At 41.1% G+C, this 19,091-nt stretch carries 16 protein-coding genes; 12 read left to right on the forward strand and 4 right to left on the reverse strand.

The genetic code is table 11. The features are described 5' to 3' along the window. The first annotated feature begins 171 nt into the window (after window positions 1-171). The 5 genes from ACFPZG_RS12855 (at window position 172) to ACFPZG_RS12875 (ending at window position 5,983) form a co-directional block, all read left to right on the forward strand. Window positions 172-1,872 (forward strand): peptide ABC transporter substrate-binding protein, encoded by a 1,701-nt coding sequence (locus ACFPZG_RS12855; protein ID WP_283732121.1) that lies wholly within the window; start codon window positions 172-174, stop codon window positions 1,870-1,872. 146 nt (window positions 1,873-2,018) lie between these two features. Further along, window positions 2,019-2,951 carry an oligopeptide ABC transporter permease gene (gene opp3b / locus ACFPZG_RS12860; protein ID WP_283732120.1) on the forward strand — a complete coding sequence of 311 codons (933 nt, stop codon included), beginning with the start codon at window positions 2,019-2,021 and terminating at the stop codon, window positions 2,949-2,951. Further along, window positions 2,951-3,970 carry an oligopeptide ABC transporter permease gene (opp3C, locus tag ACFPZG_RS12865; protein WP_283732119.1) on the forward strand — a complete coding sequence of 340 codons (1,020 nt, stop codon included), beginning with the start codon at window positions 2,951-2,953 and terminating at the stop codon, window positions 3,968-3,970. Before opp3b (ACFPZG_RS12860) ends, opp3C (ACFPZG_RS12865) begins: the two co-directional genes overlap by 1 nt. A gap of 16 nt (window positions 3,971-3,986) precedes the next feature. Continuing rightward, window positions 3,987-5,051, forward strand: coding sequence for an ABC transporter ATP-binding protein (locus ACFPZG_RS12870; protein ID WP_283732118.1), 1,065 nt, complete (start codon window positions 3,987-3,989; stop codon window positions 5,049-5,051). Next, window positions 5,051-5,983 (forward strand): ABC transporter ATP-binding protein, encoded by a 933-nt coding sequence (locus tag ACFPZG_RS12875; protein ID WP_317940720.1) that lies wholly within the window; start codon window positions 5,051-5,053, stop codon window positions 5,981-5,983. The genes ACFPZG_RS12870 and ACFPZG_RS12875 overlap by 1 nt, the downstream gene beginning before the upstream one ends. A gap of 48 nt (window positions 5,984-6,031) precedes the next feature. Here ACFPZG_RS12875 and ACFPZG_RS12880 read toward each other — a convergent pair whose 3' ends face one another. Beyond that, the gene (locus tag ACFPZG_RS12880) at window positions 6,032-6,376 is read right to left on the reverse strand and encodes a DUF3899 domain-containing protein (protein ID WP_283732117.1); all 345 of its coding nucleotides are present in this window, start codon (window positions 6,374-6,376) and stop codon (window positions 6,032-6,034) included. Window positions 6,377-6,630: 254 nt separating this feature from the next. Between ACFPZG_RS12880 and ACFPZG_RS12885 the strand changes: the two genes are divergently transcribed. The 5 genes from ACFPZG_RS12885 (at window position 6,631) to ACFPZG_RS12905 (ending at window position 12,482) form a co-directional block, all read left to right on the forward strand. Further along, entirely contained in the window at window positions 6,631-8,340 is a 1,710-nt protein-coding gene (locus ACFPZG_RS12885; RefSeq protein ID WP_283732116.1) for a peptide ABC transporter substrate-binding protein, read from the forward strand. Between the two features lie 177 nt (window positions 8,341-8,517). Further along, window positions 8,518-9,450, forward strand: coding sequence for an oligopeptide ABC transporter permease (opp3b, locus tag ACFPZG_RS12890; protein WP_283732115.1), 933 nt, complete (start codon window positions 8,518-8,520; stop codon window positions 9,448-9,450). Further along, window positions 9,450-10,469 (forward strand): oligopeptide ABC transporter permease, encoded by a 1,020-nt coding sequence (gene opp3C / locus ACFPZG_RS12895; protein WP_317940719.1) that lies wholly within the window; start codon window positions 9,450-9,452, stop codon window positions 10,467-10,469. The genes opp3b (ACFPZG_RS12890) and opp3C (ACFPZG_RS12895) overlap by 1 nt, the downstream gene beginning before the upstream one ends. A 16-nt stretch (window positions 10,470-10,485) precedes the next feature. Further along, the gene (locus ACFPZG_RS12900) at window positions 10,486-11,550 is read left to right on the forward strand and encodes an ABC transporter ATP-binding protein (RefSeq protein WP_317940718.1); all 1,065 of its coding nucleotides are present in this window, start codon (window positions 10,486-10,488) and stop codon (window positions 11,548-11,550) included. After that, a complete protein-coding gene (locus ACFPZG_RS12905; RefSeq protein ID WP_283732114.1) occupies window positions 11,550-12,482 on the forward strand; it encodes an ABC transporter ATP-binding protein in 933 nt (310 codons plus the stop codon). Before ACFPZG_RS12900 ends, ACFPZG_RS12905 begins: the two co-directional genes overlap by 1 nt. Window positions 12,483-12,687: 205 nt before the next feature. Here ACFPZG_RS12905 and ACFPZG_RS12910 read toward each other — a convergent pair whose 3' ends face one another. From ACFPZG_RS12910 to ACFPZG_RS12920, 3 genes are all read right to left on the reverse strand, one after another. Beyond that, window positions 12,688-13,977 (reverse strand): L-lactate MFS transporter, encoded by a 1,290-nt coding sequence (locus tag ACFPZG_RS12910; protein WP_317940782.1) that lies wholly within the window; start codon window positions 13,975-13,977, stop codon window positions 12,688-12,690. Window positions 13,978-14,192: 215 nt separating this feature from the next. After that, window positions 14,193-14,981 (reverse strand): formate dehydrogenase accessory sulfurtransferase FdhD, encoded by a 789-nt coding sequence (fdhD, locus tag ACFPZG_RS12915; RefSeq protein WP_317940717.1) that lies wholly within the window; start codon window positions 14,979-14,981, stop codon window positions 14,193-14,195. A 15-nt stretch (window positions 14,982-14,996) separates the two neighbouring features. Beyond that, window positions 14,997-15,344: a DUF2294 domain-containing protein gene (locus ACFPZG_RS12920; RefSeq protein ID WP_283732113.1), complete on the reverse strand. Its 348-nt coding sequence runs from the start codon at window positions 15,342-15,344 to the stop codon at window positions 14,997-14,999. Between the two features lie 273 nt (window positions 15,345-15,617). Here ACFPZG_RS12920 and fdhF point away from each other — a divergent pair, with 273 nt between their 5' ends. Both fdhF and ACFPZG_RS12930 read left to right on the forward strand, forming a co-directional pair. Then, window positions 15,618-18,548 carry a formate dehydrogenase subunit alpha gene (fdhF, locus tag ACFPZG_RS12925; protein WP_381427513.1) on the forward strand — a complete coding sequence of 977 codons (2,931 nt, stop codon included), beginning with the start codon at window positions 15,618-15,620 and terminating at the stop codon, window positions 18,546-18,548. 5 nt (window positions 18,549-18,553) lie between these two features. Next, the gene (locus tag ACFPZG_RS12930; RefSeq protein ID WP_283732112.1) at window positions 18,554-19,033 is read left to right on the forward strand and encodes a DUF1641 domain-containing protein; all 480 of its coding nucleotides are present in this window, start codon (window positions 18,554-18,556) and stop codon (window positions 19,031-19,033) included. Window positions 19,034-19,091 lie beyond the last annotated feature (58 nt).

Genomic DNA, 19,091 nt, shown 5'->3' on the forward strand with positions numbered 1-19,091 from the left:
CTCATTAATCCCTTAGTTATAAGGTTTTATTGATAATTCATTTATGATAGTTAATTTTCTAATAATATTTTCAGAATAACTATTCAATAAAAACAGTTTGATTTCAGTTGTTTTCGTTGTATAATATAAAAGTGTTAATTCTTCTGACAATTACAAAGGGAGGTCATCATCATGAAGAGAAACAAAATGCTATTGCTCATGGCCCTTTCTTTAGTGCTTAGTGTCGTTCTTGCAGCTTGTGGAGGGAAAGACGAGGCGCCTAATAAAAGTGGCAGTAATGCAACAGGGCAAAATGAAGGAACCGGAGAGCCGGATGCGGAGCAAGTGCTTAACTTGATTGAAGGGGCGACAATTCCTTCCGTAGACTCTGCTATCGTAGAAGACCAAGTAGGATTCAACGTTTTGAATAACGTTAACGAAGGTCTGTACCGTTTGAACTTGGAAAACGTTGCTGAACCTGCTATCGCTGCTGAAGAAGCAGTAGTAAGCGAAGATGGATTGACTTACACATTCAAACTTCGTGACGCAAAATGGTCTGACGGATCAGAAGTTACTGCTCATGACTTCGTATTTGCATGGCAACGTGCAATCGACCCAGATACTGGATCACCTTATGGTCCATTTATGATGTCTGGTGTTGTTAAAAACGCAACAGCAATTAGTGAAGGGAAAATGGACAAGTCAGAATTAGGCATTGTTGCCGAAGACGACAAAACATTGGTTGTTACTTTGGAGCGTCCAGTGCCATATTTCTTATCTCTAATGTCTTTCGGAACATTCTACCCACAAAAAGAAGAATTTGTAACAGATAAGGGCGATGCCTATGCAGCGAACTCCGATAACCTTCTTTACAACGGTCCATTCATTTTAACTGAGTGGGATGGAACAGGGGATAGCTGGGTTTATAAGAAAAATGAGAACTATTGGGATGCAGAAAATGTTAAACTCGACACGATTAATGTTGATGTAGTAAAAGACTCTGCAACCGCTGTAAAACTATATAATGATGGCAAAAAAGACCGTGCTGGTGTATCCGGTGACTTGGCGCTTCAATATGCCGGACATGCTGAAGCAGTAGTTGAACCTGATACATCTATATTCTTTTTGAAGTTTAACCAAATGAAGGACGGCAAAGAAACGCCGCTTGCAAATGAAAACATTCGTAAGGCTATTGCTAAGTCTTTCCAAAAAGAGGATTTGGCTGATGTAGTCCTTGCGAATGGCTCAAGTGCTGCAAACTTCATCGTACCGAAAGAATTCGCTTTTGATGAAAACGGAAATGATTTCCGTGATATGAACGGCGACCTATTGGTGTACGATACTGAAGAAGCGAAAGACTACTGGCAAAAAGGTTTGGACGAGCTTGGAGTATCTAATTTAGAACTTGAAATCCTTGGTGGGGACAGTGAACTTTCCAAGAAAATGGATGAATATTTCAAAGATCAACTTGAAAGCAATCTTAAAGGATTGAAGATCAAGCTGAAAGAAGTACCGTTTTCAGTTCGATTGGAGCTTGAAACTAATCAAGATTACGATATCGAAGTATCTGGATGGGGGCCTGACTTCCAAGACCCGATTTCATTTATGGATATGTTCGTCACTAATGTGACTAACAATTTGATGTCTTATTCAAATTCGGAGTACGATGCGCTAATCAGTTCAACAAAAGATGAACTTGCATTAGATCCAAAAGCGCGTTACGAAGCATTTGCTAAGGCTGAAAAGATTCTTTTAGAAGACGATGCTGCAATCGCACCGATTTATCAAAAAGGATCCATCCAATTACAAAAGCCTTACTTCAAGGATCTTGGTGTGCATCCATTTGGCGCGGACTATAGCTATAAATGGGCTTATATCTCCGGTAAAAAATAAGGGATACGAGTAAATGCTTAATATGCCAGAGAGTATATGGACGGTAATTTGTTCATATACTCTCTCTTTTTAACTAATCGGTTGGAAATCTTTAAATTGAATGAAATAGGTTATTCTACAATTATTGAGCAATATGGAGGTGCGAAATGGTTAAATATGTTGGTAAGCGTCTAATTTATATGTTCCTCACGATGTTCCTCATTGCGACAGCAACTTTTTTCCTTATGCAAACGCTACCAGGTTCACCGATAGCCTCGTATAACAAGCTAAATGAGTCACAAAGGGCAATCGTTGAGAAAAAATATGGCATCGACAAACCGAAACCGGTGCAATATGCCATCTATATGAAGAATTTGGCGAAAGGGGATTTGGGTACATCATTCGTCTTTAAAGGGAAAAGTGTAAACGACCTTCTTGCAAGTCGCTTTAAACCTTCCTTAATCCTTGGGGCACAAGCGATGGTATTCGGTACAATTATTGGTATCCTTTTAGGTATGCTTGCCGCGCTCCGGCAAAATACATTTTGGGATTACGGAAGTACATTCTTTGCGATATTGGGTATATCGATTCCATCCTTTGTCTTCGCATCATTACTTCAATATTGGATCGCTTCCGAATGGCATCTACTGCCGGTTGGATTATGGAATGATGGCTGGAAATCCAGTATCTTGCCATCTATCGCGTTGGCTATGGGCCCGCTTGCTTTATCTGCGAGGTTCATACGGACGGAAATGATTGAAGTGTTGAGTTCGGACTATATAACGTTGGCAAAAGCTAAAGGTGCAAACGGCTTCGAAATCGCCTTTAAGCACGCACTACGTAATGCGTTGATACCTTTGGTTACAGTATTGGGTCCGGTTGCGGCTGGTCTTGTAACAGGATCGCTTGTTGTAGAGCAGATTTTCGCAATCCCAGGTATCGGGGAGCAATTCGTTTCTTCTATTATGACAAATGATCACGCGACGATTATGGGAACAACTTTATTCTTCTCAGCATTCCTGATTGTCGTTATTTTCATCGTTGATATTTTATACGGAATCATTGATCCACGAATCCGTCTGTCTGGAGGTAAGGGATAATGCAAAATGATAAACAGCAATTACCGCCAGAAAAATTCGAACGTGTAACGATTGATACACATACAGCGGAGAGAATTACAAAACCAAGTTTAAGTTTCTGGCAAGATGCTTGGCTTCGCTTACGCAAAAACAAAGCGGCTATCGTCAGTATGGTTGTCTTGGTATTGTTGGTATTGATGGCGCTTGTGGGACCACATTTAAACGGTCGCTCGGGAGATACTCAAAATCTTCGTCATGCTAACTTGCCACCTAAAATTCCTGGCATCGAGAATTTGGGTATTTTTAATGGTGTCGGTGAATTAGGTGGACAAAAGGTCGATCTGTATGAAGTGAAAAAAGTCGACGAGTATTATTGGTTCGGAACGGATGGGTTAGGACGTGATTTGTTCACCCGACTTTGGGAAGGAACTCAGATCTCGCTATTGATCGCTTTCATTGCGGCGTTGATTGACGTTGTGATTGGAGTAGCTTATGGTGGCATTTCGGGCTACTTCGGTGGTCGGACAGATGACGTCATGCAACGGATTGTGGAAATCCTAATCGGAATTCCGACGTTGATCGTCGTTATTCTCATGATTCTTATTATGGAGCCGGGGATAACTGCAATCATCATTGCGATTTCCATCACGGGTTGGATAGGGATGTCCCGTATCGTACGTGCACAAATTTTGAAATTCAAAGGCCAAGAATTTGTTCTTGCTTCAAGAACCCTGGGAGCCGGCCATAGTCGTATCATTACAAAACATCTATTGCCAAATATATTAGGGATTGTCATCATCAATACAATGTTCACAATTCCGAGTGCAATATTCTTTGAAGCGTTTCTGAGCTTTATCGGGATTGGTCTTCAACCGCCAGCAGCTTCACTTGGTACATTAATTAACGATGGATATAAAGTAATGGAATTCCAACCATATGTACTTTTATTCCCGGCGTTGGTCATTAGTATTTTGATGATCGCGTTCAACTTAATCGGTGACGGTTTACGTGATGCGCTTGATCCGAAAATGAAAGATTGATTGGAGGAAAGCCGAGATGGAAAAAATATTGCAAGTAAAAGACTTGGAGCTTTCCTTCCATACCTTTGCCGGTGAAGTGAAAGCAATCCGTGGAGTAAGCTTTGATTTGAACAAAGGGGAGACGTTGGCGATTGTAGGCGAGTCTGGGTCAGGGAAATCGGTGACCACGAAGTCGATTATGCGATTGCTACCCGAGTCGAGCTCCGAGTTTAAAAACGGAGAAATCCTTTTTGAAAGTAAGGATCTAACGAAGTTGCCTGAAAAGGAAATGCAGAAAATCAGAGGGAAAGACATTTCGATGATTTTCCAGGATCCGATGACATCTCTGAATCCGACGATGCCGATCGGAAAGCAGGTTATGGAACCGATTCTAAAACACCAAAAAGTAAGTAAGTCAAAAGCGATGGAAGTTGCCGTCGACTTATTGAAAATGGTCGGAATTCCAAACGCGGAAAACCGATATAAAATGTACCCGCACCAATTTTCTGGGGGACAAAGACAACGGATAGTTATTGCAATTGCACTTGCATGTAATCCTAAAGTGTTGATCGCCGACGAACCAACAACTGCACTTGACGTTACAATCCAGGCACAAATTTTGGAATTGATGAAAGATATCCAGAAGAAAGTTGATACTTCTATCATCTTCATCACGCATGACCTTGGTGTAGTTGCGAACGTCGCCGATCGTGTTGCGGTTATGTATGGAGGCCGTATTGTGGAAGTCGGTACAGTCGATGAAATATTCTATAACCCTCAACATCCATACACATGGGGACTTTTAAGCTCTATGCCATCGTTGGATCTTGAAGAGGAAAGACTTTATGCGATTCCGGGTACTCCGCCAGATCTATTGAATCCGCCAGTAGGTGATGCATTTGCACTGCGTAGTGAATATGCTTTACAAATTGACTTGGAGCAAGCGCCGCCGATGTTCAAGGTAAGTGATACACATTACGCAGCTACATGGCTGCTTCATCCAAACGCACCAAAAGTCGACCCGCCAGCAACGATCATTGAGCGAATGAAGACTTTCCGTGCAAGCAGATATTATGAAGAGACTAATGGAGGTGAAGCGTAATGGCAGAAAAATTGCTTGAAGTAAAGAACTTGAAACAATACTTTAATGCCGGAAAACCTTCAGAAGTTAAAGCGATTGATAATATTAGCTTTGACATATATCGTGGTGAAACATTCGGCTTAGTTGGTGAGTCGGGTTGCGGTAAATCGACGACGGGCCGGACGATTATCCGACTTTACGACGCTACAGACGGAGAAGTCCTTTATGATGGTGTTAGTGTCCATGGGAGCAAGTCAAATGCTGAAGTGAAATCTTTAAATCAGAAAATGCAAATGATATTCCAAGACCCTTATGCTTCTTTGAACCCAAGGATGAAGGTTATGGATATTATCGCTGAAGGCCTTGATATCCATGGTCTTGTGAAAAATGCCAAGGAACGTAAGCAGAAGGTAATCGAACTGCTTGAAACGGTAGGTTTGAATAAGGAACATGCGGAACGGTATCCCCATGAATTCTCAGGTGGTCAGCGCCAACGGATTGGTATTGCTCGTGCGTTAGCTGTGAACCCTGAATTCATCATTGCGGATGAGCCGATTTCTGCATTAGACGTTTCAATCCAAGCGCAGGTTGTCAATTTATTAAGGGATTTGCAGAAAGAGAAAGGTCTTACATATTTATTCATCGCACATGATTTATCGATGGTTAAATATATTTCAGACCGGATCGGTGTAATGTATTTTGGTAAACTTGTCGAAATGGCGACTGCTGAAGAACTCTACAAGAATCCGATGCACCCATATACAAAATCATTACTTTCTGCTATTCCGTTGCCGGATCCAATCTATGAACGCTCACGTGTCAGAACGCCATATAATCCGGAAGACCATAAATACGGCCCAGATGAAAAAGTGGAGTTCCGTGAAATATCACCTGAACACTTCGTTTTAAGTTCGGATAAAGAATTTGAAGAAATGAAAAAGCAGTTAAAATAAAAAAAGTAAAGCCGCCTCCATCTGATTAGTGATGGAAGGCGGCTTTTATTATATAGAATAGACTAATAAGGCGACTAACATTAGCAGAATGACTGGAACACCAAGACGGAAAAAGAAGTTAGGTTTTATGGTGATAACTTCTGATGGGGGCCTCATCGTCATAATATCTTCCTGGACATGTTTTCTATAAAAGACTTTTTTCATGCTTGTCGAGAAGAAATCAAAGAAACCAGATTGGAAAACAAGAACTGCAAGGCCCATGAATAGTAATGCTGATCCTATATTGAATGAAACATTAATATAGTCTAAAAGCGTTGCTTCTCCATTTAAAACAAACAATAGTAAAATAATTAATAATTGGCTTACAATAACATTAATTACAATTCTCTTCATATTCTAACCTCTTTTTTATTGTTTATATAATTGTTTATTCCTGTATATTATAACAAATAGGAAAAGAAAGCAATTAGTATAAACCTTATTAAATCAATGTTTCTCTCTAAAATATTGACAATATAAAAACTTCTAATTACTTTAACATAATATTGTTTCTGAAAAAATCGTTAAAAAGGCTTTGACTTGAGACGTTTTCAGGGTATAATAAAAAGTGTTAATTCTTCAGACAATTACAAAAGGAGGTCATCATCATGAAGAGAAACAAAATGCTATTGCTTTTAACACTTTCTTTAGTGTTGAGCGTCGTTCTTGCTGCTTGTGGCGGTAAAGACAAGTCAGAAGATAAAAACGCTGCACCTAACAAAGAAAACGACAAAGCTACACAAGAAGAAGTTAGCGAGCCAGATGCAGAACAAGTTCTTAACTTGATCGAAGCTGCTGCTATTCCTTCTGTAGACTCTGCTATCGTAGAAGACGCAGTAGGTTTCAACGTATTGAATAACGTAAACGAAGGTCTGTACCGTTTGAACTTGGAAAACGTTGCTGAACCTGCTATCGCTGCTGAAGAAGCAGTTGTGAGCGAAGATGGATTGACATACACATTCAAACTTCGCGACGCAAAATGGTCTGACGGATCAGAAGTTACTGCTCATGACTTCGTATTTGCATGGCAACGTGCAATCGACCCAGATACTGGATCACCTTATGGTCCATTCATGATGTCAGGTGTTGTTAAAAACGCAACAGCAATTAGTGAAGGGGATATGGACAAGTCGGAATTAGGTATCGTTGCTGAAGACGACAAAACATTGGTTGTTACTTTGGAACGTCCAGTGCCATACTTCTTATCACTTATGTCTTTCGGAACATTCTACCCACAAAAAGAAGAATTTGTAACAGCTAAAGGCGATGCTTATGCTACAAACTCAGACAACCTTCTATACAACGGTCCGTTCGTTCTAACTGAATGGGATGGTACTGGAGATAGCTGGGTTTATAAGAAAAACGAAAATTACTGGGATGCAGAAAACGTTAAACTTGAAACTATTAATGTTGACGTTGTAAAAGACTCTGCAACTGCTATCAAGCTATACAATGACGGCAAGAAAGACCGTGCAGGTGTATCTGGTGATTTAGCATTACAATACAGTTCTCATGCTGAAGCAATCGTACAACCTGAAACTTCTGTATTCTACATGAAGTTTAACCAAGAAAAAGACGGTAAAGAAACACCACTTGCAAACGTGAATATTCGTAAGGCAATCGCTAAGTCTTTCGAAAAACAAGATTTAGCTGATGTAATCCTTGCAAATGGTTCAATTCCTGCAGACTTCATCGTACCTAAAGATTTCGCTTTTGACGAAAATGGAAAAGACTTCCGCGATATCGGCGGCGACCACCTGGTATATGATGCAGAAGAAGCGAAAGATTTCTGGCAAAAAGGTTTGGACGAGCTTGGTGTAACTGAATTGGAACTTGAAATCCTTGGTGGAGACACTGAACTTTCCAAGAAAATGGACGAGTACTTTAAATCTCAACTTGAAAGCAACCTTGAAGGTTTGAAAATCAAATTGAAAGAAGTACCATTCTCCGTTCGTTTGGAACTTGATACAAACCAACAATATGATATCCAAATTTCCGGATGGGGCCCAGACTTCCAAGACCCGATTTCATTCTTGGACATGTTCGTCACTGATGGTACTAACAACTTGATGTCTTATTCTAACCCTGAATACGATGCGTTGATCGAGGCTTCAAAAGCTGAACTTGCATTGGATCCAGTAGCTCGTTATGAAGCATTTGCAAAAGCCGAGAAAATCCTTTTGGAAGATGACGCAGCTATCGCGCCGATTTACCAACGTGGATTGCTTCAATTGCAAAAACCATACTTTAAAGGTCTTGCAGTACATCCATTCGGAGCTGACTATAGCTACAAGTGGGCTTATATCTCCGGTAAATAATACGCATTACGATAAAACAATTTAATATGGAAGAGAGTATATGAACTCGGTTCGTTCGTATACTCTCTCTCTTTTTAGTTGTAGGCAATAATTAGAAAATTTATTGTATTATCAACTTGAAAAAGTATTGAGTATTCAATTTGACATAAATGGAAGACCCTAATTTGGAGGTGCGATATGGTTAAATATGTTAGTAAGCGTCTAATTTATATGTTCCTCACGATGTTCCTCATTGCAACAGCGACATTTTTCCTTATGCAAACGCTACCAGGTTCACCAATAGCTTCATATAACAAGTTAAATGAATCGCAAAGAGCAATAGTAGAAAAGAAGTATGGTATCGACAAACCGAAGCCAGTACAGTACGCAATCTATATGAAGAACTTGGCAAAAGGGGATTTGGGTACATCATTCGTCTTTAAAGGGAAAAGTGTAAACGATCTTCTTGCAAGCCGTTTTAAACCTTCGTTTATCCTTGGGGCACAAGCGATGGTGTTCGGTACGATAATAGGTATCTTATTAGGTATGATTGCCGCGCTACGGCAGAACACATTCTGGGATTACGGAAGTACATTCTTTGCAATCTTAGGAATATCGATTCCATCTTTCGTATTTGCATCTTTACTGCAATATTGGGTTGCTTCAGAATGGCACTTACTACCTGTTGGATTATGGAATGATGGGTGGAAATCCAGTATCTTGCCTTCCATCGCGTTAGCAATGGGTCCGCTTGCATTGTCTGCAAGATTTATCCGTACTGAAATGATTGAAGTATTAAGCTCAGACTATATAACATTAGCAAAAGCTAAAGGTGCAAACGGCTTCGAAATTGCATTCAAACACGCACTTCGAAATGCATTGATTCCTTTAGTTACAGTTTTGGGGCCGGTTGCGGCTGGACTTGTAACAGGATCGCTTGTTGTCGAGCAGATTTTCGCAATCCCAGGTATCGGTGAGCAATTCGTTTCTTCTATTATGTCGAATGACCATGCGACGATTATGGGTACTACATTATTCTTCTCTGCATTCCTGATTGTCGTTATTTTCATCGTTGATATTCTTTACGGAATCATTGATCCAAGAATCCGTCTGTCTGGAGGTAAAAGCTAATGCAACTTGATAAACAACAATTACCGCCGGAAAAATTTGAACGAGTGGTGATCGATAGCGATTCGGCTGAACGTATTACGAAACCAAGTTTAAGTTTCTGGCAAGATGCTTGGCTGCGCTTGCGTAAAAACAAAGCCGCCATTGTCAGTATGGTTGTCCTCGTTTTGTTAGTTTTGATGGCGCTAGTAGGACCGCATTTAAACGGTCGCTCGGGGGATACTCAAAATCTCCGTCATGCTAACTTACCGCCTAAAATTCCCGGTATCGAAAAGTTGGGTATATTTAATGGTGTTGGTGAACTTGGTGGACAAAAACTTGACCTTTATGAAGTTAAAAAAGTTGACGAATATTATTGGTTCGGAACAGACGGATTAGGGCGTGATTTATTCACTCGTCTTTGGGAAGGAACTCAGATTTCGTTATTGATTGCTTTCATTGCGGCTTTGATTGACGTTGTGATCGGAGTAGCTTACGGCGGTATTTCCGGCTATTTCGGTGGACGAACAGATGATGTCATGCAGAGGATCGTTGAAATTCTAATCGGGATTCCTACCTTGATCGTCGTTATTCTTATGATTCTCATTATGGAACCGGGAATAACAGCAATCATCATAGCGATTTCCATCACAGGTTGGATAGGGATGTCCCGTATTGTTCGTGCACAAATATTGAAATTTAAAGGGCAGGAATTCGTACTTGCCTCAAGAACCCTTGGTGCTGGACATAGCCGCATCATTACAAAACATCTATTGCCAAACATATTAGGAATCGTCATCATCAATACGATGTTCACGATTCCAAGTGCGATTTTCTTTGAGGCGTTCCTAAGCTTTATCGGAATTGGTCTTCAACCGCCTGCAGCTTCGCTTGGTACACTTATCAACGATGGCTACAAAGTTATGGAGTTCCAACCATACGTACTATTATTCCCATCGTTGGTCATAAGTATTTTGATGATCGCGTTCAACTTAATCGGTGACGGTTTGCGTGATGCACTTGATCCGAAAATGAAAGATTAATAGGAGGAAAGCCAAGATGGAAAAAATATTGCAAGTAAAAGACTTGGAGCTTTCCTTCCATACGTTTGCCGGTGAAGTGAAAGCAATCCGCGGAGTAAGTTTTGATTTGAACAAAGGGGAGACCCTTGCAATCGTAGGCGAGTCGGGATCCGGTAAATCCGTAACGACGAAATCCATTATGCGATTACTACCTGAATCTAGCTCCGAGTTTAAAAATGGTCAAATTTTATTCAATAATAATGATTTGACAAAACTCCCTGAAAAAGAGATGCAGAAAATCAGGGGTAAAGAGATTTCAATGATTTTCCAGGATCCAATGACATCTCTGAATCCGACGATGCCAATCGGAAAGCAGGTTATGGAACCGATTTTAAAACACCAAAAAGTGGGTAAAGCGAAGGCTAAGGAAGTTGCCATCGACCTATTGAAAATGGTAGGGATTCCGAATGCGGAAAACCGATATAAAATGTACCCTCACCAATTTTCTGGGGGACAAAGGCAAAGGATTGTCATTGCGATTGCACTTGCATGTAATCCAAAAGTGTTGATTGCTGACGAACCTACAACTGCGCTTGACGTTACAATCCAGGCTCAAATTTTGGAATTGATGAAGGATATTCAGAAGAAAGTCGACACTTCCATCATTTTCATCACACATGACCTTGGGGTCGTAGCGAATGTCGCTGATCGCGTCGCGGTTATGTATGGTGGACGTATTGTTGAAGTTGGTACAGTCGATGAAATATTCTATAACCCTCAACATCCGTACACATGGGGACTTTTAAGTTCCATGCCATCGTTGGATCTTGAAGAGGAAAGACTTTATGCAATTCCTGGTACACCGCCGGATTTATTGAATCCACCGGTTGGAGATGCATTTGCACTACGTAGTGAATATGCGTTAAAAATTGACTTGGAGCAAGCCCCACCTATGTTTCAAGTAAGTGAAACACATTTCGCGGCAACATGGCTGCTTCATCCGAATGCACCTAAAGTGGACCCGCCCGCAACGATAATTGAGAGAATGAAGACATTCCGTGGAAGCAGATATTATGTAGAGACTCATGGAGGTGAAGCGTAATGGCAGAAAAATTGCTTGAAGTAAAGAACTTGAAACAATACTTTAATGCCGGAAAACCTTCAGAAGTTAAAGCGATTGATAATATTAGCTTTGACATTTATCGTGGTGAAACATTCGGTTTAGTTGGTGAGTCGGGTTGTGGTAAATCGACTACCGGCCGGACGATTATCCGACTTTACGACGCAACAGACGGTGAAGTCCTCTATGATGGTGTCAGTGTACATGGGAATAAATCGAAGTCTGAAGTAAAATCACTAAATCAAAAGATGCAAATGATATTCCAAGATCCATACGCTTCTTTGAACCCAAGGATGAAGGTTATGGATATTATCGCAGAGGGTCTTGATATCCATGGTCTTGTTAAAAATGCCAAAGAACGTAAACAAAAGGTAATCGAACTACTTGAAACAGTCGGTTTGAATAAAGAACATGCGGAACGGTATCCCCATGAATTCTCAGGCGGTCAGCGCCAGCGGATCGGTATTGCGCGTGCGTTAGCCGTGAACCCTGAATTCATCATTGCGGATGAGCCCATTTCTGCATTAGACGTTTCAATCCAAGCACAGGTTGTCAACTTATTAAGAGATTTGCAGAAAGAGAAAGGTCTTACATATTTATTCATCGCGCATGATTTATCAATGGTTAAATATATTTCAGACCGAATCGGTGTAATGTATTTTGGAAAACTTGTCGAAATGGCAACTGCTGAAGAACTTTACAAGAATCCGATGCACCCATATACAAAATCATTACTTTCCGCTATTCCCTTACCGGATCCAATCTACGAGCGTTCACGCGTCAGAACGCCATATAATCCGGAAGATCATAAATATGGTCCGGATGAAAAGGTGGAATTCCGCGAGATTTCGCCTGAACACTTCGTTTTGTGCTCAGATAGAGAATTTGCACAAATGAAGAAAGAAATAAAGTAAACCAAAGCCGTCCTTGTCGAAATCGATGAAGGCGGCTTTGTATTTTCACCCTTTAGGACGATGGCCATTTGTTTTTCAATCCATTTGATTTATATTGCTTTCACTGATAAGCAGGACTCCTTAAAAGTAGTAAAGTAGTAGGGTAAGAGGCGCTTTCTGTTCGAATTTGAACAGAAGGCGCCTCTATTATAATTTAATCAAAAAATCATGTGCTTTTTACTGTTCTTCCAACATTTGCTTTTTGCAAAATATTATTTTGTTCGCTCACTTTTTTAATATCCAGTTGGATTAAAATGGAGATGATTAATGCAACTACAAAAAGTCCGGCAAAGAAAATAAGGCTGCCTTCATAACTTCCCGTAGTATCCTTCATCCAAGCGGCAAACATAGGTCCTGCTAAACCTGCTGCGGCCCATGCTGTTAATATATATCCATGGATAGCTCCCAACTGCTTTGTGCCGAAAATGTCGCCGATATAGGCAGGGATGCATGAGAAGCCACCGCCATAGCAAGTGTAGATAACGGCAAGCATTACTTGGAAAATAATTGCGTTTGTTGTAAATGGAAGTAGGGCAAACAACGCTATTTGAATAACGAAGAACACCGTGTACGTATGTTTGCGCCCGAGATAATCCGAAATCGAAGCCCATGCTAGTCTTCCGCCACCATTAAAGAGACCAAGGACACCTACAAGAGCAGCAGCTTGCACTGTCGTCATACCGATACTCTCAATTGCAAGCGGTTTGGCTGCCGACAAAATTGCGATTCCGCAAGTGACATTTATGAAAAGCATAAGCCATAAATAATAGAAACGTTTTGTTTTGACGGCCTCGTTTGCCGTCAGTTGCGCAAGATCCACTTTCGCTTCAACTTTTCCAGCTTCGATCTTTTTCAAAAACCCAGCAGGAGCCCATCCTTCTTCAGGTTTTTCAAGATAAAGTGAGGAAAGAAGCATAATTAGAAGGTAACTTGCCCCAAGTATAAAGAAGGTATTTTGCAGTCCAACTGAAGTTATCAGTATTTCCATTATCGGACTGCTAATTGCAGCGGCAAAACCGAACCCCATAATTGCCAAACCGGTTGCCAAGCCTCGACGGTCAGGAAACCATTTAACAAGTGTTGAAACTGGTGCAATGTACCCGACGCCCAATCCGATACCACCTAATACCCCGTAAAAGATATACAGTAGCGTCAGTGATGAAACGCTTACAGCAAATCCGGCACCCATAACGCCTACTCCGAAACAAATAGCAGCGAGCATTCCAGCTTTACGAGGTCCATGCTTTTCGACAAAATGTCCAAGAAACGCAGCAGATAGACCAAGAAAGAGTATGGCTATGCTAAACGTCAGTTGTACTTGGCTGGTCGTCCATCCGAATTGATCAATAAGCGGGTTTGTAAAATTGCTCCACGCATATACCGATCCAATCGAAATATGAATTCCGACAGCAGAAGCGGCGATCAACCATCTGTTCTTTGTTTTCTTCGATTTCACTTTCAATTTTCACATCTCCCTTTGATAATAATATAATATGACAGAAAATTTTTCTCCCTATTATCTCTCGTTTGTAACCCCTATTTTTAAACGGTAGAGTGAAAAGTTTTTCACGATTAAGAATAAGAGAACCATATTTTGTCACATTTTAGTCATATTATCATCATCATTTGGGTTTGTCACTTACTATTTTGTCTAATGTGAAAAAAGTGAAATCAGTGAATTATCCTTTCGGGATGTGTGTAGACGTTGAAAGATTGTCCTCTGATGAACCCTACTGCGGTAATTCCAAGTTCATCAGCAAGATTGATCGCTAAATGTGTAGGTGCTGATTTTGACAGAACGATTTCGCAACCAATTTTGGATACTTTGAGTAAAATTTCCGAAGAAATTCGTCCGCTAAAGACGATGACCTTGTCTTTGACAGAAATATTATTTCTTAAGCAATACCCATATATTTTGTCCAGGGCATTATGCCTGCCGATATCCATCCGGGTTAACATCAGGTTATTCTTATCACACAGGGCTGCGATATGGACACCGCCAGTTTGTTGAAATAAGTCTGCCTGTGTATCCATATTTTCCATCAATGAAATACATTCTTCAGGGGTTAAATGGACATTCTTTTCAATCATTCTTTTTGCAGTTAGCGCATCATTCGCAAACACGAAACCTTGCCGACTCATGCCGCAACAAGATGTAATATACCTTTTATTTTGCAACTGTTCGAAAAACGGAAACGTTTTGTTTGACTCAATCGAGATAAACCCCAATTCTTCCTCCAATCGGATATCCTTGATATCGTCATAGTTTACAATAATCCGTTCGGATGCTAAAAAACCGACAACCATATCCTCTATATATTCGGGTGTGCAAACGATTGTCAATAACTCCTTGCCATTCAATTTCACAGTAATCGGGTATTCGGTTGCAACCACATCCTGTTTTTGCTCAAAACGACCATTTGCAAATCGATAAATAGGTCGTTGATGAATCCGGTTCATATTTTTTCTCCTTTCTCATTCATCAATAGGTTTGTCGAACATGAATACAGATACCGCAATATCATCTTCCAATTTTATGTCTGAAAAAAGATGAACAAATTTCGCACCTACCAATTCTTCAAGTCCATCTGGCGGTGCTATATCATACACTTCTTGAATCATTTTCGTTCTCGCCAAATGTACCATCTCTTTTCCATCGGATTTTCCAGCAATGAACTTTTCAGTAGGCGTCAAATTACCGTATAGGGTTGAAATCGCCATATTATCTACGAAAATAGTATGTATTCTATCTGGTCCTTTTCCGAAAAGATCTTTCCTTAGTTTTCGGATGATGGCATTGAAGTCATGTATTTTTTTTGACATTATCAAACTCTCCTTTTTAATGCAATGGTGAATTATCTTGCAATTTACCGAAAAATCGATTGTATAATAGTTTGTTATAATCTATACTATTAAGTAAGTATGATATCGGCGTATGTGACTGCATCGATATTATAATCTCACTTTATAGTTGGATTGGTTATTTAGCAAGCCCTGCTATTAGACTATTCCACCATAATTCAAAGACACCTCTACAGCAGGTTTATTTGGTTATGGTGGTTTTTTTATTACAAAAAGGAGGCGCTTACATTGTCGATTAAAATTAATGGGACAGCATACCCGTACTCAGAAGGCACGACTGTATTACAAGTGATCAATGAATTAAAAATCGACCATCCGCAAATTTGTTACTTTCCTGAAGTAGATCCGATTGAGACATGTGATACGTGCATCGTAGAAGTGAATGGTCGCCTCGTCCGCGCTTGTTCAACAAAAGCAGAACACGGGATGGATGTGCAGCTATCTTCAACACGCGCCAAAGAAGCGCAAACAGAAGCGATGGATCGTATCCTTGAAAATCATCTGTTATATTGCACAGTTTGTGATAACAACAACGGAAACTGCAAAATACATAACACTGTCGATATGATGGGAATCGAGGAACAGAAGTATCCGTACGAGCCAAAATGCACAAAAGACAGTGTCGATTTCACGCATCCGTTTTATCGATACGATCCAAACCAATGTATCGCTTGCGGACAATGTGTGGAAGCCTGTCAAAATCTGCAGGTCAATGAAACACTAAGCATCGATTGGGAACGAGACCGTCCGATAGTCCTTTGGGATGGCGGCGCCAAGATTAATGAATCCTCTTGTGTCGGCTGCGGCCATTGCGTAACGGTTTGCCCATGTAATGCATTGATGGAAAAATCGATGTTGGGTGAAGCAGGATTTATGACGGACATAAAAGAGGAAATTTTGACACCGATGATTGATCTTGTTAAAAACGTAGAGCCCGGTTATAGCGGAATCATGGCGATTTCCGACGCGGAAGCTGCGATGCGTGATACAAGGACTAAAAAGACGAAAACAGTTTGTACGTTCTGTGGTGTAGGCTGTTCATTCGAAGTATGGACGAAGGACCGCGAAATCCTGAAAATTCAACCAGTTTCCGATGCCCCAGTTAATGCGATCTCAACATGCGTGAAAGGGAAATTCGGATGGGATTTCGTCAATAGCGAAGAACGATTGACAACACCCCTTATTCGAAAAGGCGAAACGTTCGTGGAAGCTACGTGGAAAGAGGCATTGGATCTTGTTGCAGATCGTCTGGGATCGATCCATAAAAAACATGGCAAAGACAGTGTCGGCGTCATTTCATCTTCTAAAATAACGAACGAAGAAAATTATGTAATTCAAAAACTGGCTAGACAAGTTTTCAAGACAAATAATGTTGATAACTGCTCTCGCTACTGCCAGTCACCTGCAACTGACGGGTTGTTTAGGACAGTCGGTATGGGTGGAGACGCAGGTACAATTAAGGATATTGCAAAAGCAGGACTCGTCATTATTATCGGTGCGAATCCTGCAGAAGGCCATCCGGTTTTAGCGACACGCGTAAAACGTGCCCATAAGTTGCATGGTCAGAAGTTGATCGTAGCTGATTTGCGTAAGCATGAAATGGCAGAACGATCGGATATATTCATTAGTCCGAAACAAGGAACAGACCAAGTGTGGCTAATGGCAGTTACAAAATATATGATTGACCAAGGGTGGCACGACGCTGCATTCATCCAAGAAAATGTCCATCATTTTGATGATTTTAAAGAAGTGTTGAAAAAATATACACTTGAATACGCCCAACATGTAACAGGCGTTTCTAAAGAAAAGTTGATCCAGACGGCTGAAATGATCCGTGATGCTGATGGAACATGTATTTTATGGGGGATGGGCGTTACCCAAAATACAGGTGGATCCGATACTTCTGCAGCTATTTCAAATCTACTTCTTGCGACGGGCAATTACCGTAGACCAGGTGCTGGTGCGTATCCACTTAGGGGTCATAACAACGTCCAAGGAGCATGCGATATGGGGACTCTTCCAGGATGGTTGCCTGGATATCAGCATGTCACGGATGACGCAGCACGCACAAAATTCGAGCGAGCATATGGAGTTGCAATTGACGACAAGCCAGGAATGGATAATATTCAAATGCTGCATGCCGTTGACGATGGCATTATGAAAGCGATGTATATCGTAGGGGAAGATATGGCGTTAGTAGACTCGAATTCAAACTATGTCCATGATGTAATATCGAAATTGGACTTCTTAGTCGTCCAAGATATTTTCTTCTCAAGGACTGCGAGGTATGCCGATGTCATTCTGCCAGCGGTGCCTTCCTTAGAAAAAGATGGCACATTCACGAATACGGAAAGAAGAGTGCAGCGTCTATACAAAGCATTGCCGGAATTGGGTGATTCAAAGGCAGATTGGTGGATCGTTCAGGAAATCGCAACCAGGTTGGGAGCAGATTGGAACTTTGCAGGACCAAGAGAAATCTTTGCGGAAATGGCAAGTCTATCACCTTTATTCGGTCAAGCCGATTACAGCAATATGGAAAACTGGGATAGCTTTTTATGGGGAAGTCTCGACGGGTCAAGTACACCATTACTTTATGTGGATGGCTTCAATTTCCCTGATGGTAAAGCAAGATTTGCACTATCAGATTGGGTGGAACCTGTTGAATATCCTGCGGAGTTCGACTTGCATATTAATAACGGACGATTACTTGAACACTTCCATGAAGGGAATCTGACGAATAAATCGGATGGTATCCAGTCGAAAGTGCCAGAAATATTTGTCGAAGTCTCCCCTGAACTTGCCAAAGAGCGTGGAGTCTTAAGCGGATCTCTCGTCCGACTCGTATCTCCGCACGGGGCACTAAGATTACCTGTATTAGTGACGGACCGCGTAAAAGGTAATGAGCTGTTCTTACCGATGAACTCTGTGAAAAAAGAATCGGCCATCAACTTCCTAACAGGTCCAGCGGTTGATCAGAGAACGAATACACCAGCTTACAAGCAAACGAAAGTGCGCATGGAAGTATTGAGGAAGGAAGGCGACAATCCGTTGCCGGCCAATAATCATCGGAATAAAAAGCGGTACCCTCAAGATGGTGTCGAAGTAGAACGGAAATGGGAACGTCCCGGCTATGAGCATCTGACAGATCAACCGGAGAGAGGGTGACAAAAATGGCGGCACCGATTACATCCATTCAAAGAAAACAACTAACGCAGGAAGAGCAGCAACAAGAAAAATTGAACGAACTCCAAACTTTAATTGCTGAACAGCAGCAGTCTTTGAATAAAATTCTAGAACTTACGGCGGAACTGGATAAAGCGGGAGTGCTTGATGCTATTAATGCAATGGTAAAGGCGAAGGATGATCTAATGGGAATCGCTGTGAATCAAGCATCCCGTGAACCGATGACGAATTTAATCAATAATTTAATGAATACAGCGGGGATCTTAACATCGATAAACCCGGAGGTTACCGAGAGTTTGAAAAAAGCAATCGCACACGGGATTGAAGAGGCTGAATTATACAAAGGGAATGGGGATAAAGTATCCATCTTAAAAGTGATGACTGCTCTAAATGATCCAAATATTAATCGGGCAGTGAAATATGGTCTGGATTTCCTAAAAGGGATGGGGAAGGGACTGGAAGATTAATTCAAATCTTTAGTGGGCGCTCGTTAATTTGCACGGGCGTTCGTTTATCTTGGGAACC

Source organism: Sporosarcina thermotolerans (assembly GCF_042658975.1).
Classification (GTDB): domain Bacteria; phylum Bacillota; class Bacilli; order Bacillales_A; family Planococcaceae; genus Sporosarcina; species Sporosarcina thermotolerans.

Excerpts from the sequence above, each read along its gene's own strand:
- ACFPZG_RS12855 (WP_283732121.1), top strand. The coding sequence starts at position 172 with ATGAAGAGAAACAAAATGCTATTGCTCATGGCCCTTTCTTTAGTGCTT.
- opp3b (WP_283732120.1), top strand. The coding sequence starts at position 2,019 with ATGGTTAAATATGTTGGTAAGCGTCTAATTTATATGTTCCTCACGATG.
- opp3C (WP_283732119.1), top strand. The coding sequence starts at position 2,951 with ATGCAAAATGATAAACAGCAATTACCGCCAGAAAAATTCGAACGTGTA.
- ACFPZG_RS12870 (WP_283732118.1), top strand. The coding sequence starts at position 3,987 with ATGGAAAAAATATTGCAAGTAAAAGACTTGGAGCTTTCCTTCCATACC.
- ACFPZG_RS12875 (WP_317940720.1), top strand. The coding sequence starts at position 5,051 with ATGGCAGAAAAATTGCTTGAAGTAAAGAACTTGAAACAATACTTTAAT.
- ACFPZG_RS12880 (WP_283732117.1), bottom strand. The coding sequence starts at position 6,376 with ATGAAGAGAATTGTAATTAATGTTATTGTAAGCCAATTATTAATTATT.
- ACFPZG_RS12885 (WP_283732116.1), top strand. The coding sequence starts at position 6,631 with ATGAAGAGAAACAAAATGCTATTGCTTTTAACACTTTCTTTAGTGTTG.
- opp3b (WP_283732115.1), top strand. The coding sequence starts at position 8,518 with ATGGTTAAATATGTTAGTAAGCGTCTAATTTATATGTTCCTCACGATG.
- opp3C (WP_317940719.1), top strand. The coding sequence starts at position 9,450 with ATGCAACTTGATAAACAACAATTACCGCCGGAAAAATTTGAACGAGTG.
- ACFPZG_RS12900 (WP_317940718.1), top strand. The coding sequence starts at position 10,486 with ATGGAAAAAATATTGCAAGTAAAAGACTTGGAGCTTTCCTTCCATACG.
- ACFPZG_RS12905 (WP_283732114.1), top strand. The coding sequence starts at position 11,550 with ATGGCAGAAAAATTGCTTGAAGTAAAGAACTTGAAACAATACTTTAAT.
- fdhD (WP_317940717.1), bottom strand. The coding sequence starts at position 14,981 with ATGAACCGGATTCATCAACGACCTATTTATCGATTTGCAAATGGTCGT.
- ACFPZG_RS12920 (WP_283732113.1), bottom strand. The coding sequence starts at position 15,344 with ATGTCAAAAAAAATACATGACTTCAATGCCATCATCCGAAAACTAAGG.
- ACFPZG_RS12930 (WP_283732112.1), top strand. The coding sequence starts at position 18,554 with ATGGCGGCACCGATTACATCCATTCAAAGAAAACAACTAACGCAGGAA.